Raw genomic sequence first — 14,114 nt, forward strand, 5'->3', positions numbered from 1 at the left:
TCCACCTATTGCGTAGCCGCATTATCCTTTTCTTGCGCGGTCGCGTCCATAGTATCGGCCTCGGACGCCAGCCGGGTCAACAATATGGAGATCCGCGCGCCCCCTTCCTTGCGGTTGGCAAGGTCTATACGGCCGCCGTGTTCTTCCACGATCTTGCGTACGATAGCCAATCCTAACCCAGTCCCGTGGGACTTGGTGGTGACGTAGGGCTCGAACGCGCGCTGCATGACCTGGGGCGGAAAGCCCGGTCCCGTGTCGGCGACGGTGAACCTGAGCGCCTGATGGGCCGCCCGGTCGGGCTGTTCGCTGCGCATGAGCTGCGTGGTCACGCTGACCCGGCCTTGCCCGCCCTGCTCGGCGATCGCGTCGCGGGCGTTGGACATCAGATTGTGGATCACCTGGCGCAACTGGGTGGGATCGCCCTCGATGGGCGGGAGGTCCGGCGCCAGCGTCACGTCCAGGTTCAGGGCCTTCTCGGCAGCCAGGCGCGGCGAACCGCCTTCGGGGTCCCACCCGTACAGCGACAGCACGTCGGCCACCAGGGCGTTGAAATCGATCCGCTGCATCACGGCGGGCGGCGTGCGGGCGTATTCGCGGAAGTCGTCCACCATCTGCTTGAGCGACGCCACCTGATTGACGATGGTATTGGTGGAACGCTCGACAATCTGCGCCTCGGCGGGGGGCAGCTTGCCCTCCAGCTTCATGGCCAGGCGTTCAGCCGACAGCTGGATCGGCGTCAGCGGGTTCTTGATCTCGTGCGCCAGGCGGCGGGCGACCTCGCCCCAGGCCACGGTCCGGTTGGCCGAGATCACTTCGGTGATATCGTCGAACACCACCAGATAGCCGTTGCCGCGCCCATCCACGCGCAGGTGGGTGCCGCGCGCAAGCAGGGTCAGGGGTTGCGCCGCGGCGGGCGCGTCGCCCTGGCCCGGGGCGATTTCAAATTGCTGCTGCCAATGTTGGCGTTCGGAGCCCACCGCGGCATGGGCGGAAAATGCCTGCCGCACGATGTTGGCGAACTCCAGCATGCCGCTCACCGTCTCCAGCGGACGGCCGATCACCGAGCGCAGGTCCGCGCCCAATATGGTCTGGGCGCCCTGGTTGACGGTGGTGACGCGGAAAGATTCGTCAAACACCAGCACCCCGGAGGACAGGTTCGACAGCACGCTTTCCAGATAGACATTGGAACGCTCCAGCTGCTGGCGGTTGCTCTCGACCATGCGGCGGGCCTCGTCGAGCTGGCGCGTCATGGCATTGAAGGACCGCGTGAGCTGGCCGACTTCGTCGCGTTCCGGCGGTTCGGGCAGCGGCCGGTAGTCGCCCACCCCAACGGCCTGCGTGCCGCCGGCCAGGCTGAGCAGCGGCCGCACCAACCGCTTGGACAACGACAGCGCCACGGCGATGGCGCCAAACGCCGCCAGCAACAGGGCCAGGGTCAGGGTGATGCCATAGAGTTTGCGCAGGCCCAGCCGCGACAGCGCCAGCTCTTGGTAGTCGCGAAAGCCCTGCTGCACCAGGTTGGCGTTATGGGCGATCTGCTCGGGCACCGGCTGCAGCAGCTGCAGCCAGCGAGGTTCGGAGGCCGGTCCCAGCAGGTTGTCGTAGCGGTCCGGACCGGTAAGCGGAATCACCACGCGCAAATGCAGGCCGCCTTCGGCGCCAGGCGCCACGGGGTCGTCGGCTTCAGCGGCCGAGTAGCCGCGCGCCAGCCGCAGCTGGTTCATGACGGTGGATGGCGGCGTGGCCGGCAGCAACTGGCCGTACTGGCTGGTCGAGAACGCGATCATGCGCCCGCTGCCCGTGAACACCATGGCTTCCTGCACGCCATTGGCCTCGCGCAAGCGCGTCAAGGCCAGCGTCACGCCGCTGTCGGAGCTGCGGTTCAATTCCATGGCCATGGAGCGCGCGCGGGCGTCCAGATCCGCCAGCAGCGAATCCAGCGCGGCGCGGCCCAGGTTCAGGCCGGCTTCCAGGGCCGTGTCCACGCGCACGTTGAACCAGGATTCGATCGAGCGCGACATGAACTGCACCGACACGGTGTAGATCAGCGCGCCGGGCACCACGCCGATCAACGCGAACGCCAGCGAAAAACGGGCCGTCAAGCGAGCGCCGAACTGCCGCCTGCGAATCTGCCGGGCTAACCGCACGGTCAGCGCGACCACCCAGATGAAGAGTGCCAGCGCAAAAATGCCGTTCAGCACCAGCAACGTGTCGTAATAGCGCGCAAAGCGCGAGGCGTTTCCGGTGGACCACGCCAGCAACCCCAGCAGCGCCAGGCCGCTTACCGCGCCTACCATCAGGGCCAGCCGAAGCAAAAGCCTCATGATGGGTCTTTCTCCTTGTCGCTGAGCACGAACGTGAAGTCCATCCAGGGAGTGGCCTGCACCCAAGAACTGCTGTTCAGGGCGTTGACCTGGAAGGGCCGCGGCAGCAGCGAGGTATCCAGGCGCAGGCGCAGTTGGCCGCCGTACAGGACGTCGGCGTCGAAGTCGCCGGCGTCCGCCACCGGCCAGTTGCGGATGTGGCGGATGACGCCCATGGCGTCATCCAGCGAGGCGACCGGGAAGGTCAGCTCGCCCACGCCCACGCGCCACTGCCGGGTCAGGGCGTTGTAGATGATGCGCCACGTACGGGAAGTGTCAACTAGGGACTTGTCGAACCACCACCAGCGTTCACGCGTGATGGTGAGATCGGCGGTGAGATACAGCGGCACCCCACGCTGGGCCGCTTCCCGCAACTGGGAGTTCAATTCGAACTCGATGTCCGCGTCGATTTCGAGCTTACCGTCGCGCACCGCCGGGCGAACCTCGGTGACCTTGGGTTCGGCCCCATGCGCCTCGCCGCCCGGCACAAAGGAAAGCAAGGCAGATACGAGCAACAACCCGAGAAATAAGCGCGGAATAATGGACATACGGCACCGGAACTACGTCATGCCCCTATTCTTGGCGATTCAGGACTGCTTGGCAAACAAGGCATAGAAAAACCCGTCATGCTGGGCCGCGGGTGTTGCATCGACAGCAACGGGGAGCAACTGGCCGGGCGCATCCAGCCGCAGCGCCTCGGGGTGCCGCTGCATGAACTCCAGTGCCTGGCGGGTTCCCTCGATAGGGAAGATCGAGCAGGTCACGTAGAGCAGCCGCCCCCCGGGCGCCACGGTGCGCCAGAGCGCATCCAGGATCCTGGCCTGCAGCGTGGCCGTGCGACGCACGTCGTTCTCGCGCCGCAGCCAGCGGATGTCCGGATGGCGCCGCACGATGCCCGACGCCGTGCAGGGCACATCGGCCAACACGGCATCAAACGGCTTGCCGTCCCACCAGGCGTCCAGATCGGCGGCATCAGCCGCTTTCAACTGGACACGGTTGCTTGCCAGGCCCAGCCGGTCCAGGTTCTGCCCGACGCGGTCCAGCCGGCTGGCGTCGGCGTCCAGGGCCAGCAGGTCGATATCGGCCAGCTCCAGCAGATGTGCGGTCTTGCCGCCCGGCGCCGAGCAGGCATCCAGCACGCGCATGCCATCCGCGGGCGCCAGCAATTCGGCCGCCAGCTGCGCGCCGGCGTCCTGCACCGACCACCAGCCTTCGGCGAAACCGGGCAATTGCGTCACCGGCTTGGGGGTGGCCAGCACCAGGCCGGCCTGTCCGACGGCTTCGGCGGCAAGGCCGGCAGCCTGGAAGGCCGCCAGTACCTGCTCGCGGCTGGCGCGGCGCCGGTTGACGCGCAAGGTCAGCGGAGCGGGCAGATTGGCCGCAGCCAGGATCTCGCGCCATTGCTGCGGGTAGGCCACGCTGAGCTGCTTGACCCACCAGCCGGGGTGATTCCATTGCGCCTCAGGGCTGTCGGCAACGGCGGCTCCCAGGGCCGCGCGCTCCCGCAGGAAACGGCGCAGGCAGGCGTTGAGCATGCCTTTATAGGAAGCCAGGGCGCGGGTGCGGGACGCGGCGGTCACCGCCTGATCCACTACCGTGTGCGCGGCGTAGACCGGCATGCCCGGCAGGGCCGAGGCGGCCTCGCCTTCTTCCTTCAACAGGGTCAGCGCCACCAGCAGCAAGGATTCGAACAGCACGCTGGGATAGCGCTGCACCATCTCGCGGCCTACGGCGTCGGCCCAGCCCAGGTAGCGCATGGCATGGAACGACAAGGCCTGCGTGGCGGGCCGCAGGGACGACTCCACGTCGGCCAGCGCGTCCGTCAGCGAACGGCCGTCCAGCACGCCTTCGACCACCTCCGCGCTGGAAAGCAGGACGGAAGACAGCGGAGGGGCCAGATTGGGGGAGTCGGGACGGGTGGACATGATGCGAATTCAGGAGATAAGACCGCTATGGTAGCCGGACCTGGACGAACGGCGGCCGTCGCGGCACACTGGCCCCAGCCACGGAGCCACCCAATGACCCTTGCCACCCTGCTGCTGTTCATCCTGGCCTCGGCCGTCACCATCATCACCCCGGGTCCCACCGTCCTGCTCGCGATGAGCAACGGGTCGCGTCATGGCGTGCGCGCTGCCTGCTGGGGCATGGGCGGCGCGGTGCTGGCCGACCTGGTCCTGATCGGCGCGGTCGCTTCAGGCCTGGGCGTAGTGCTGGCGGCGTCCGAAATCGCCTTCCAGCTCATCAAATGGGTGGGCGCGGCCTACCTCGCCTACCTGGGCTGGAAGATGCTGCGCTCGGACGCGGCGCTGGTCATGCCGGCCGCGCAAGCGGAAATCCGGCGCCCCGCCGGCCTGGCGTTGGGCCTGCGCAGCTTCGCGGTGGCCCTGACCAACCCGAAGGCGCTGCTGTTCATGTCAGCCTTCCTGCCCCAGTTCATCAATCCGGCCGCGCCCCTGCTCGCGCAGTACGCCGTGCTGGCCAGCGTCATGGCGCTGATGAATGTCGCCGTGATGCTGGCCTACGCGACGCTGGGCGCGCAAATGGTGCGCGCCTTCCAGGGCGCCGGCCTGCGTTGGCTGAACCGAGTGTGCGGCGGCTTGCTGATCGGACTGGCGGGAACGCTGGCGCTATACCGGCGCAGTACGCCGCTCTCTTGAACTTCTCATAGTGGGAAGGCGTGCACTGCCGGGCAGAAAGCATTCCAAGGCCCGTCAATCCACCGGCAGTTCCCATTCCGCATGGACTCCCGCCCTCGGGACTACGGCAATGCCGTATAATTCAAAATTCGCCTACGCCGCCATCACGGCGCAACGCCCTGAACCCGGGACATCACACAGGCGCCACCCGACTTTTGAAGATCCATGAAGAATGCAGCCCCGACTGCGTCCAGCGCACCGTGGCAGGCGTCGCATATCAGCGAAGCACGCAGCCGCGTGGGCCTGCCGCAAACAGATTTCGCTGAATTGCTGGGCGTGAGCGTACGCACCCTGCAGGATTGGGAGCAAGGGCGGCGCACTCCCTCGGGCGCGGCGAAAACCCTGCTGCAAGTAGCCATGTTGCATCCCGAGACCCTGCGAGAGCTGCCCCCGTGGCCCGCCAACGAACACGCTGAACCTATTTGAGGCCCGCCGCCCGGCCTCGCTTAACACGAACAACACATCCGCCGCGCCACCTGCTCGCCGCGCGATTTTTTGGTGAACTACATTGGAAATCCTCGAAACTTCCCGGCCTGGCAAGGGCCCCGGCAAGGCCAACAACGCTGACGCGAACGCGTCCGCCACCTCCGCCCTGGCCGACACCATCGCCGCCGCCAACGCCGACGGCCGAACCCCACGGGTGGGATTCGTTTCCCTGGGATGTCCCAAGGCCCTGGTCGACTCCGAACGCATCCTGACCCAACTGCGCACCGAAGGGTACGTCGTCACGCCCGAATACAACGACGCGGACGTGGTCGTCGTCAATACCTGTGGTTTCATCGACAGCGCCAAGGCGGAATCGCTGGAAGCCATTGGCGAAGCCCTCGCCGAGAACGGCAAGGTCATCGTGACCGGGTGCATGGGCGTCGAGGAATCGGTGATCCGCGACGTGCACCCCAGCGTGCTGGCGGTGACCGGCCCGCAACAATATGAAGAAGTGGTGCGCGCCGTGCATCAGGCCGCGCCCCCCAAGAAGGACCACAATCCGTATCTGGACCTGGTGCCGCCGCAAGGCATCAAGCTCACGCCGCGCCACTATGCCTATCTGAAGATCTCGGAAGGCTGTAATCACCGCTGCAGCTTCTGCATCATCCCCTCCATGCGCGGCGACCTCGTCAGCCGGCCGGTGGGCGACGTGCTGAGCGAAGCCGAGCGCCTCGTCAAGGCTGGCGTGAAGGAACTGCTGGTGATCTCGCAGGACACCAGCGCCTATGGCGTGGACGTCAAGTACCGCAGCGGTTTCTGGAATGGCCGTCCGGTGAAGACGCGCATGACCGAACTCTGTACGGCCTTGTCCGATATGGGCGTCTGGACACGCCTGCATTACGTGTATCCGTATCCCCACGTGGACGAGGTGATTCCACTGATGGCCGAGGGCAAGATCCTGCCCTACCTGGACATCCCGTTCCAGCACGCCAGCCCGCGCATCCTGAAGGCCATGAAGCGCCCGGCCTTCGAGGACAAGACCCTGGCCCGCATCAAGCGCTGGCGCGAGATCTGCCCGGACCTGACGATACGCTCCACCTTTATCGTTGGCTTCCCCGGCGAAACCGAGGAAGACTTCCAGTACCTGCTGGACTGGATGCAGGAAGCGCAACTGGACCGTGTGGGCTGTTTCCAATATTCGCCGGTGGAAGGCGCGCCCGCGAACCTGCTGGATAATCCCGTGCCGGACGAAGTCAAGCAAGATCGCTGGGAACGCTTCATGGAGCTGCAGCAATCGATCTCCACCGCGCGCCTGGAAAAGAAAGTGGGCCGCGAGATCGACGTGCTGATCGACGAAGTGGACGAAGATGGCGCCGTGGGCCGCAGCAGCGCTGACGCGCCCGAGATCGACGGCTGCGTCTATGTCAGTTCGGACAAGCCCCTGAAGGCGGGCGATCTGGTGCGCGCCCGCGTCACCGATTCCGACGAGTACGACCTCTGGGCCGACACGATCTGAACTCGGTCCCCGGGGCTCAGGCTTCCAGCAGTTTGAGCCCCGCCACCCCGCCCACGATCATCGCGATGCAAAGCAGGCGCGCGGCCGATGGCGAATCCCCGAACAGCATGATCCCCAGCACGGTAATGCCCACGGACCCGATGCCCGTCCAGATGGCATAGGCCGTGCCCGCGGGCAGCTGCTTCATGGCCAACGTAAGCAGGAACACGCTGCCGAGCGCGGCGGCAATGCCGATCACGCTGGGCCAGAAACGCGTCCACCCGTCCGCATACTTCAATGCCAGCGCCATCACGATTTCCACCGCGCTCGCGGCGACCAGAATCAACCAGGCCATCACGGCCTCCTGCCAGGATTAGGGAACCGCTAGCTTAGAGACTATAGTTACCAAAGGACAAGTACGCACCTTTTGGTAACCATGAAAAAGCCCTCGATATCCCCGTCCGCAGGCGACGTCTTCGACGCATCATGCCCGTCGCGGCGCGCGCTGGAATTGATCGCCGGGAAATGGGTGCCGCTGATCCTGCCCGCGCTGGAGCAAGGTCCTCTGCGCAACAACGAGCTGCTGCGCCGGCTGGATGGAATTTCGCAAAAGGTCATGACGCAGACGCTCAGGGAGCTGGAGCGCCATGGCCTGGTGCTGCGCGAAGACCTGGGCACCGTGCCGCCGCATGTGAGCTACCGGCTGAGCGAGCTGGGCCAGTCCCTGAACGTGGCCTTGATCGCATTGGACCGCTGGGCCGAAGCGCATCATGCGGCGCTCGACGCGGCGGCGCGCCACCACGACGCGCGCGCCGCGGCAGCGCAGCGCGCGCGCTAACGCTTGGCCAGGAAGTCCGACATGTCGTCGGCGTGCTCTTCTTCCACGGCCAAGATGTCTTCCAGCAGGCGGCGGGTGGTGGAGTCCTGCTCACCGATGTATTCGATCATCTGGCGATAGCTATCGATGGCGATACGCTCGGCGATCAGGTTTTCCTTGATCATGTCCTCCAGCGACGTTCCTTCGACGTACTCGGAGTGGCTGCGCTCCAGCAGGCCCTTGGGCGACAGATTGGGCTCGCCGCCCAACTGCACGATGCGTTCCGACAGCCTGTCGGCATGATCCTGTTCCTGCGTGGCATGCTCCGCGAATTCCGCGGCCACGGGCTCGGCGTTCAGTCCGCGCGCCATGAAGTAATGGCGCTTGTAGCGCAGCACACAGACGATCTCCGTGGCCAAGGCCTCGTTCAGCAGCTTCAGCACGGTCTGGCGATCGGCGCGATAGGTGTCGGTCACGGCACCGGACTCGATGTCCTGGCGCGCCTTGGCGCGTATCGCCTTGACGTCCATCTCGAACGGGCGGCCGGCCTGTTGGGGGGTACGGGTTGCTTGTTCCATATCGTGGCTCCTCTTGGTTAAGTGAAAGCACTGCGACACTGGATTTCCAGTCTCTCCGAACAACCCAGTCTACCGATCGTGGCGGAACATGCTGTGTCCAAACATTGCCTCCGGCCCCTAAATTGGGGTGGTCAAAACGGTTTTCGAACCTTGCGTAAACTATGGGCTTCCCAAAACCCGTGACGCAATCTGTAACGGGATAGGCATCACCCAATATCTATGACTCTGAAGAACATCTGCGTGTATTGCGGCTCGAACCCGGGCGCCCGGCCGGACTACATCGAACAGGCCCGCGTGCTGGCCCGGGAACTGGTGCGGCGCGATCTGGGATTGGTGTATGGCGGTTCGGTCGTAGGCATCATGGGCGTGGTGGCCAATGAGGTGCTGGCTGGCGGCGGCCGCGTGATCGGCGTGATCCCCGAGCTGCTGATGAAGAAAGAGCAGGCGCACCGTGGCCTGACCGAACTGCACCTGGTGCAGAACATGCACGAGCGCAAGGCCATGATGATGGAAAAGGCCGACGGATTCATCGCGTTGCCGGGCGGCGCGGGCACCCTGGAAGAGTTCTTCGAAGTCTGGACCTGGGCGCAACTGAATATGCACCAGAAACCCTGCGGCCTGCTGAACATCGCCGGCTACTACGATGCGCTGGTCCAGTTCGTGGACCACGCGGTCGAGGAAGAATTCATCCGCCCCCAGCATCGCGATATGCTGGTCGTGGAGGAGGATCCCGCCTTGCTGCTGGACCGCTACGCCATGTACGAACCGCCCAATGTCTCGAAATGGTTCGAACAGATCAAGGCCTGAAGCCCTCCCCTAACCAGACCCCAACGGAAGCCCCGCAATGTCTACCCATGCGTTGACTCCCGCGAGCACCGAGTCCGTACTGCGCGACTACTTTCACGCCAAGGACGAGAACCGCCCGCACTACATGGCCCGCGCGTTCGCCCCGGATGCGGTGCTGAAGATGGCCTTGCGCACGCAGGCCATCGCTTTTCCGCCCGAGTCCCATGGCCTGGCCGCAATAACCGACACGCTGGTGCGCAAGTTCGGCCAGACCTACGACAACGTCTACACGTTCTACCTGGCGCGCCCCGAGGCGGGATCCCGGCTGCCTACCTACCAGTGCGACTGGATCGTCGGCATGACGGAAAAGGCCACCGGCAATGTGCGCGTGGGCTGTGGCCGCTACGACTGGGAGTTCCAGGCGGAGCCCTATCGCGCCACTCATCTCGTCATCACCATCGAGACCATGGTGTCATTGCCCGCCCACGACATGGAAGCGGTGTTCGGCTGGCTGCTGGGGCTGGACTATCCCTGGACCAACGCCGCCCGCGTCGTGTCCAGCGCGCCGCCGCTCGAGGCGCTGGCGCCCGTTGTCCACTATCTGCTGCATCCCAACGGCATCTAGAGATCCGCGATTTGAAATACGACATTGCCGCTTTCGACTTCGATGGAACCTTGGCGGACACCATGCCCTGGTTCAACTCCATCCTGAACACCGTCGCCGACAAGTACGGTTTCCGCAAGATCGACGCGTCGGAACGCGACCAGCTGCGGCATCGCGATGCCGCGGAGATCCTCAAATTCCTGGGCATACCGCTGTGGAAGCTGCCAGCCATCATGGCCCACGTGCGCACGCTGATGCAGGAAATCGATCCCAGCGTGCATATGTTCGACGGCATTCCGGACGCGCTGGCGCGCCTGAAGGGGGCCGGGCTGCGCCTGGCGGTGGTCAGCTCGAATTCCATCGAAAACGTGCAACGCGTGCTGGGCCCGGAAACCGCCGCCCTGTTCGACGACTACGAATGCGGCACCGATCTATTCGGCAAGTCCGCCAAGATCGACCGCCTGCTCAAGCAGCACGGTACCGCCCCTGAACGCTTCCTGCTGGTAGGCGATGAAATGCGCGACATCGACGCCGCCCGCAAGGCCGGCGTGCGCGTCGGCTCCGTCGCCTGGGGCTACAACCATGTCGAGGCCCTGCGCGGGCGCGGCCCCGATGAACTCTTTCTGACCGTTGCCGACCTGCCAGCCGCGCTGGCCTGAACCTGGAACCCGAGCCATGCACATTGATCCCGCCCATCTGGTCACCGACGCAGACGCCCTGCAAGCGCTGTATGGCGCCTCAGGTGAAGCCTCTCTCAAGAAGGAAGTGGATCACGTGCATCCGCACTACCGCGCCTTCATCGAAGCCGCGCCGTTCGCCGTGCTGGCAACCGCGGGGCCCGACGGACTGGACGCCTCGCCACGCGGCGACCCCGCCGGCTTCGTGGTGGTCGAGGACGACAAGACGCTGCTGCTGCCGGACCGCCGCGGCAACAACCGCATCGACAGCCTGCGCAACATCCTGGCGGATCCGCGAGTCGCTCTGCTGTTCCTGGTACCCGGCGTGGGCGAGACCTTGCGGGTCAACGGCGCGGCGCGGATCAGCGTCGACCCCGCGTTTCTGGCGCGCTTCGAAATGGATGGCAAGCTGCCGCGGTCAGTGCTGATCGTGGACGTGCACACGGTGTATTTCCAATGCTCGCGAGCCTTGCTGCGCTCCAAGCTGTGGGACCCCGCAACGCAGGTGCCGCGCGACGCACTGCCCAGCGTCGGCCGCATCCTGTCGGACCTGACGGCGGGCACTTTCGACGGCGTCACCTACGACCGCGAACTGCCCGCTCGCGTGGCCAGCACCCTGTATTGAAATCGGGCCCCGGAGCCGCCCGGCTGCGGCATCGTTCAGGCGGGCTGCCAGCCGCGCGCAAACACGTCCACCGGCTGGCGCTTGCCGCCAGCCTTCTGCAGTTCCAGCAGGCGCAGCACGCCGTTGCCCGTAGCGATATCGATGCCTGAGGCATCGGCCCGCAAGACGCTGCCGGGTTCGGCCGAGGTAGCCTGGTCCAGCGCCTGCGCGCGCCAGACCTTCACCGGATCAGCCAGGCCTGGCAGACGGATGCTCGCGCCCGGCACGGGATTGAAAGCGCGCACGCGGCGGGCCAGCAACTCGGCCGGCTGGGTGCAATCCAGCGCCCCTTCCGCCTTGTCGAGCTTGGCCGCATAGGTGACACCGGCCTCGGGCTGCTTGCGCGGAGTCAGGCCGCCCTGCGACAGGGCGGCCAATGCTTCGACGATGGCCTCGCCGCCGGCAACCGCCAGCATGTCATGCAATTCGGCCGCGGTGGTGTCGCCTGCTATGGGCACGACGCGTTCCAGCAGCATGTCGCCAGTGTCCAGGCCTTGGTCCATCTGCATGATGGTCACGCCAGTCTGCGCGTCGCCAGCCTCGATGGCGCGCTGGATGGGCGCGGCGCCGCGCCAGCGCGGCAGCAGGCTGGCATGGATATTCAGGCACCCCAGGCGCGGCAGGTCCAGCACCCATTGCGGCAGGATCAGGCCATAGGCGGCCACCACCATGACATCGGGTGCCACGCGCTGCAGCAGGGCCTGGGCCTCGCTGGCCTCTTCGGGATAGCGGCCGTCCAGGCGCAGGCTGCGCGGCTGGGCGACCTCGATGCCCGCTTCCAGCGCCGCCTGCTTGACGGGACTGGGCGTCAGTTTCAACCCGCGCCCGGCCGGGCGGTCGGGCTGGGTCATCACCAAGGGAATTTCATGGCCGGCGGCGCGCAAGGCGTCGAAGGCGATACGGGCGAATTCCGGCGTGCCGGCAAAGACTAGGCGCATGGGATGGAGAACAAAGAATGGAACAGATGTTCAAAGAAGGGCTTTCCCGCAGCCAGGAACTCTGACCGATCCGGGGCGCCGCGGATCCGGCTTCGCCGGTCCGCCAGCGCGGCCCCCTTGAAGGGGCCCGCGCAGCGGGTTGGGGGGATGGGCCCCCTATGCGCGCAGCGCTTCGCGCTCGGCTTTCTTCAGCTTGGTCTTGATGCGGTTCTGCTTCAGGTTGGACAGGTATTCCACGAACACCTTGCCTTCCAGATGGTCCAGTTCGTGCTGCACGCACACGGCCAGCAGCCCGTCGGCGTCGAATTCGAACGGTTTGCCGTCGATATCCAGCGCCTTGCAGCGGATGCGGGATGCGCGCTCGACTTCGTCGTAGATGCCAGGCACCGACAGGCACCCTTCTTCGTAGATTTTGTAGTCGTCGCTGCGCCAGGTGATCTCGGGATTGATCAACACGAGTAGCTGATTGCTTTCCTCGGAGACGTCGATCACGACGACACGCTCGTGCACGTCGACCTGGGTCGCGGCCAGGCCTACACCCGGAGCGTCATACATGGTTTCGGCCATGTCGCGCACCAGTTGACGGATGCGGTCGTCGACCTCGGCGACCGGCTTGGCCTTTTTATGCAGGCGCGGGTCCGGGTAGCGGAGAATAGGAAGTAAAGCCATTGCGGGGGAATTGCCGGTAGTCAGGTTTACATAAGAGTTTAATTCATTAGACTCTTGATTTCTAATAGTTTTCGGCTAATTTCGGGATTGGCGGCATTGCGCAGACCCGCGTATTCCTGCCTTCCTGAGGCGCAAATCAGTCCCCCCGGCCCGGCGCCCGCGCGCCCCGCATGCGACACTCTCGCCCCATCGACGCTCTTACGCGCCCGCCCCATGCCGCTTACGCAATCCCCTTCTGAACTCGCCGCCTGGCTGCGCCTGTCCCTGGAGCCGAATATCGGTTCCGCCACCGCTTGCACGCTGCTGGGTGCCCTGGGCCTGCCGGAACAGATCTACGCGCAGCGCGCCACGGCACTGTCGCGTCATCTGCCCGAGGCGCTGGCGCGGCAGCTGGCCGCGCCCATGCCGCCAGAGATGGCTGAGCAGGTCGAGCGCGCGCTGGAATGGGCGGCTGCGCCGGGACGGCACGTCCTGACGCTGGCGGACCCGACGTATCCGCAAAGCCTGCTGACCATTGCCGATCCGCCCATCCTGCTCTATGTCGCGGGCGATCCGGCATTCCTGCAGGGACCGTCGCTTGCCGTGGTGGGCGCGCGCAACGCCACCCCTGGCGGCCAGGAGAACGCCCGGGCTTTTGCGCGGCATCTGGCCGGGCACGGCTGGCGTGTCGTCAGCGGCCTGGCCCTGGGCATCGACGGCGCGGCTCATGAAGGCGCGCTGGACGCCGGCCCCGAAGGCGCCGGCACCGTGGCGGTCATGGGCACCGGCATCGACAGGATTTACCCCGCCCGCCACCGCGACCTGGCGCACCGCATTACCGCGCACGGCGCGCTGGTCTCGGAACTACCGCTGGGCACCGGCGCGCTGCCGCAACACTTTCCGAAGCGCAACCGCATCGTGGCGGGGCTGGCGCGCGGCGTGCTGGTGGTGGAAGCCGCCCGCCAGAGCGGATCGCTGATCACCGCCCGCCTTGCCGCCGAAGGCGGGCGCGAGGTCTTCGCCATTCCCGGATCCATACATTCGCCGCTATCGCGCGGCTGCCACGCCCTGATCCGCCAGGGCGCGAAGCTGGTCGAAACCGCCCGCGACATCACGGACGAACTGGGCGGCAACCCGACTCCCGCCACACGCGCCCAACCCGCTGCCGACCCCTTGCCTGACCACCCCGTGCTCGATGCGCTGGGCTACGATCCGCTGCACCTGGACGCGGTCCAGGCGCGCAGCGGGATGGACACCGCCAGCCTGCAGGCGCAACTGGTCGAACTCGAGTTGCAAGGCCGTATCGTCCGGTTGGACGACGGCCGGTACCAACGCCTGAATTAGGGGACTCTCCCAAGGCCATTGGCCTTTGCCGATCCCGCAAAACAGCGTCTGCCCTATGGCGCTAATATTGTGCAGATT

16 protein-coding genes are annotated in these 14,114 nt (G+C 65.8%); 9 read left to right on the forward strand and 7 right to left on the reverse strand.

Annotated features, from left to right (window positions below; genetic code table 11):
* Nucleotides 1-5 precede the first annotated feature (5 nt).
* From VCS63_RS01010 to rsmB, 3 genes are read right to left on the reverse strand one after another with little or no spacing between them, the layout of a single operon-like run.
* The gene (locus VCS63_RS01010; RefSeq protein ID WP_042796139.1) at nt 6-2,324 is read right to left on the reverse strand and encodes a sensor histidine kinase; all 2,319 of its coding nucleotides are present in this window, start codon (nt 2,322-2,324) and stop codon (nt 6-8) included.
* On the reverse strand, nt 2,321-2,911 hold the full coding sequence (locus VCS63_RS01015; RefSeq protein ID WP_082884668.1) for a DUF4390 domain-containing protein: 591 nt from the start codon (nt 2,909-2,911) through the stop codon (nt 2,321-2,323). Before VCS63_RS01015 ends, VCS63_RS01010 begins: the two co-directional genes overlap by 4 nt.
* Nucleotides 2,912-2,950: 39 nt before the next feature.
* Nucleotides 2,951-4,288, reverse strand: a complete 1,338-nt coding sequence (rsmB, locus tag VCS63_RS01020; RefSeq protein WP_063960171.1) for a 16S rRNA (cytosine(967)-C(5))-methyltransferase RsmB — start codon at nt 4,286-4,288, stop codon at nt 2,951-2,953.
* A 93-nt stretch (nt 4,289-4,381) separates the two neighbouring features.
* On the opposite strand from rsmB, the gene VCS63_RS01025 reads away from it, so the two are divergent.
* The 3 genes from VCS63_RS01025 to rimO all read left to right on the forward strand — a co-directional run bounded on the left by VCS63_RS01025 (nt 4,382) and on the right by rimO (nt 7,001).
* Nucleotides 4,382-5,020: a LysE family translocator gene (locus tag VCS63_RS01025; protein ID WP_042796138.1), complete on the forward strand. Its 639-nt coding sequence runs from the start codon at nt 4,382-4,384 to the stop codon at nt 5,018-5,020.
* Nucleotides 5,021-5,224: 204 nt separating this feature from the next.
* Entirely contained in the window at nt 5,225-5,485 is a 261-nt protein-coding gene (locus tag VCS63_RS01030; RefSeq protein ID WP_042796137.1) for a helix-turn-helix domain-containing protein, read from the forward strand.
* Nucleotides 5,486-5,663: 178 nt separating this feature from the next.
* Nucleotides 5,664-7,001 (forward strand): 30S ribosomal protein S12 methylthiotransferase RimO, encoded by a 1,338-nt coding sequence (gene rimO, locus VCS63_RS01035; RefSeq protein ID WP_042797516.1) that lies wholly within the window; start codon nt 5,664-5,666, stop codon nt 6,999-7,001.
* Between the two features lie 16 nt (nt 7,002-7,017).
* On the opposite strand, the gene VCS63_RS01040 is transcribed toward rimO, so the two are convergent.
* Complete coding sequence (locus VCS63_RS01040) at nt 7,018-7,335, reverse strand: DMT family transporter (RefSeq protein ID WP_042796135.1); 318 nt, start codon at nt 7,333-7,335, stop codon at nt 7,018-7,020.
* Between the two features lie 81 nt (nt 7,336-7,416).
* Between VCS63_RS01040 and VCS63_RS01045 the strand changes: the two genes are divergently transcribed.
* The gene (locus tag VCS63_RS01045) at nt 7,417-7,818 is read left to right on the forward strand and encodes a helix-turn-helix domain-containing protein (protein ID WP_323878049.1); all 402 of its coding nucleotides are present in this window, start codon (nt 7,417-7,419) and stop codon (nt 7,816-7,818) included.
* Here VCS63_RS01045 and VCS63_RS01050 read toward each other — a convergent pair.
* The gene (locus VCS63_RS01050; RefSeq protein WP_042796133.1) at nt 7,815-8,375 is read right to left on the reverse strand and encodes a ferritin-like domain-containing protein; all 561 of its coding nucleotides are present in this window, start codon (nt 8,373-8,375) and stop codon (nt 7,815-7,817) included. The genes VCS63_RS01045 and VCS63_RS01050 overlap by 4 nt on opposite strands.
* 219 nt (nt 8,376-8,594) lie before the next feature.
* On the opposite strand from VCS63_RS01050, the gene VCS63_RS01055 reads away from it, so the two are divergent.
* The 4 genes from VCS63_RS01055 to VCS63_RS01070 are packed head-to-tail and all read left to right on the forward strand — an operon-like array spanning nt 8,595 to nt 11,067.
* A complete protein-coding gene (locus tag VCS63_RS01055) occupies nt 8,595-9,182 on the forward strand; it encodes a TIGR00730 family Rossman fold protein (RefSeq protein WP_042796132.1) in 588 nt (195 codons plus the stop codon).
* A 37-nt stretch (nt 9,183-9,219) separates the two neighbouring features.
* On the forward strand, nt 9,220-9,786 hold the full coding sequence (locus tag VCS63_RS01060) for a hypothetical protein (RefSeq protein WP_042796131.1): 567 nt from the start codon (nt 9,220-9,222) through the stop codon (nt 9,784-9,786).
* 11 nt (nt 9,787-9,797) lie between these two features.
* A complete protein-coding gene (locus VCS63_RS01065; RefSeq protein ID WP_042796130.1) occupies nt 9,798-10,424 on the forward strand; it encodes an HAD hydrolase-like protein in 627 nt (208 codons plus the stop codon).
* Nucleotides 10,425-10,440: 16 nt separating this feature from the next.
* Nucleotides 10,441-11,067, forward strand: a complete 627-nt coding sequence (locus tag VCS63_RS01070; protein ID WP_323878051.1) for a pyridoxamine 5'-phosphate oxidase family protein — start codon at nt 10,441-10,443, stop codon at nt 11,065-11,067.
* 35 nt (nt 11,068-11,102) lie between these two features.
* Here VCS63_RS01070 and fmt read toward each other — a convergent pair whose 3' ends face one another.
* Entirely contained in the window at nt 11,103-12,044 is a 942-nt protein-coding gene (fmt, locus tag VCS63_RS01075; RefSeq protein WP_063959576.1) for a methionyl-tRNA formyltransferase, read from the reverse strand.
* A gap of 156 nt (nt 12,045-12,200) precedes the next feature.
* A complete protein-coding gene (def, locus tag VCS63_RS01080; RefSeq protein WP_006389914.1) occupies nt 12,201-12,713 on the reverse strand; it encodes a peptide deformylase in 513 nt (170 codons plus the stop codon).
* A gap of 213 nt (nt 12,714-12,926) precedes the next feature.
* Here def and dprA point away from each other — a divergent pair, with 213 nt between their 5' ends.
* A complete protein-coding gene (gene dprA, locus VCS63_RS01085) occupies nt 12,927-14,036 on the forward strand; it encodes a DNA-processing protein DprA (protein WP_063959575.1) in 1,110 nt (369 codons plus the stop codon).
* The last annotated feature ends 78 nt before the right edge of the window (nt 14,037-14,114 follow it).

Source organism: Achromobacter sp. D10 (assembly GCF_035282245.1).
GTDB classification, from domain to species: Bacteria; Pseudomonadota; Gammaproteobacteria; order Burkholderiales; family Burkholderiaceae_B; genus Achromobacter; species Achromobacter insolitus.

Excerpts from the sequence above, each read along its gene's own strand:
- VCS63_RS01055 (WP_042796132.1), top strand. The coding sequence starts at position 8,595 with ATGACTCTGAAGAACATCTGCGTGTATTGCGGCTCGAACCCGGGCGCC.
- rsmB (WP_063960171.1), bottom strand. The coding sequence starts at position 4,288 with ATGTCCACCCGTCCCGACTCCCCCAATCTGGCCCCTCCGCTGTCTTCC.
- def (WP_006389914.1), bottom strand. The coding sequence starts at position 12,713 with ATGGCTTTACTTCCTATTCTCCGCTACCCGGACCCGCGCCTGCATAAA.
- VCS63_RS01015 (WP_082884668.1), bottom strand. The coding sequence starts at position 2,911 with ATGTCCATTATTCCGCGCTTATTTCTCGGGTTGTTGCTCGTATCTGCC.
- VCS63_RS01030 (WP_042796137.1), top strand. The coding sequence starts at position 5,225 with ATGAAGAATGCAGCCCCGACTGCGTCCAGCGCACCGTGGCAGGCGTCG.
- VCS63_RS01010 (WP_042796139.1), bottom strand. The coding sequence starts at position 2,324 with ATGAGGCTTTTGCTTCGGCTGGCCCTGATGGTAGGCGCGGTAAGCGGC.
- VCS63_RS01050 (WP_042796133.1), bottom strand. The coding sequence starts at position 8,375 with ATGGAACAAGCAACCCGTACCCCCCAACAGGCCGGCCGCCCGTTCGAG.
- dprA (WP_063959575.1), top strand. The coding sequence starts at position 12,927 with ATGCCGCTTACGCAATCCCCTTCTGAACTCGCCGCCTGGCTGCGCCTG.
- VCS63_RS01025 (WP_042796138.1), top strand. The coding sequence starts at position 4,382 with ATGACCCTTGCCACCCTGCTGCTGTTCATCCTGGCCTCGGCCGTCACC.
- VCS63_RS01070 (WP_323878051.1), top strand. The coding sequence starts at position 10,441 with ATGCACATTGATCCCGCCCATCTGGTCACCGACGCAGACGCCCTGCAA.
- VCS63_RS01045 (WP_323878049.1), top strand. The coding sequence starts at position 7,417 with ATGAAAAAGCCCTCGATATCCCCGTCCGCAGGCGACGTCTTCGACGCA.
- VCS63_RS01040 (WP_042796135.1), bottom strand. The coding sequence starts at position 7,335 with ATGGCCTGGTTGATTCTGGTCGCCGCGAGCGCGGTGGAAATCGTGATG.
- VCS63_RS01060 (WP_042796131.1), top strand. The coding sequence starts at position 9,220 with ATGTCTACCCATGCGTTGACTCCCGCGAGCACCGAGTCCGTACTGCGC.
- fmt (WP_063959576.1), bottom strand. The coding sequence starts at position 12,044 with ATGCGCCTAGTCTTTGCCGGCACGCCGGAATTCGCCCGTATCGCCTTC.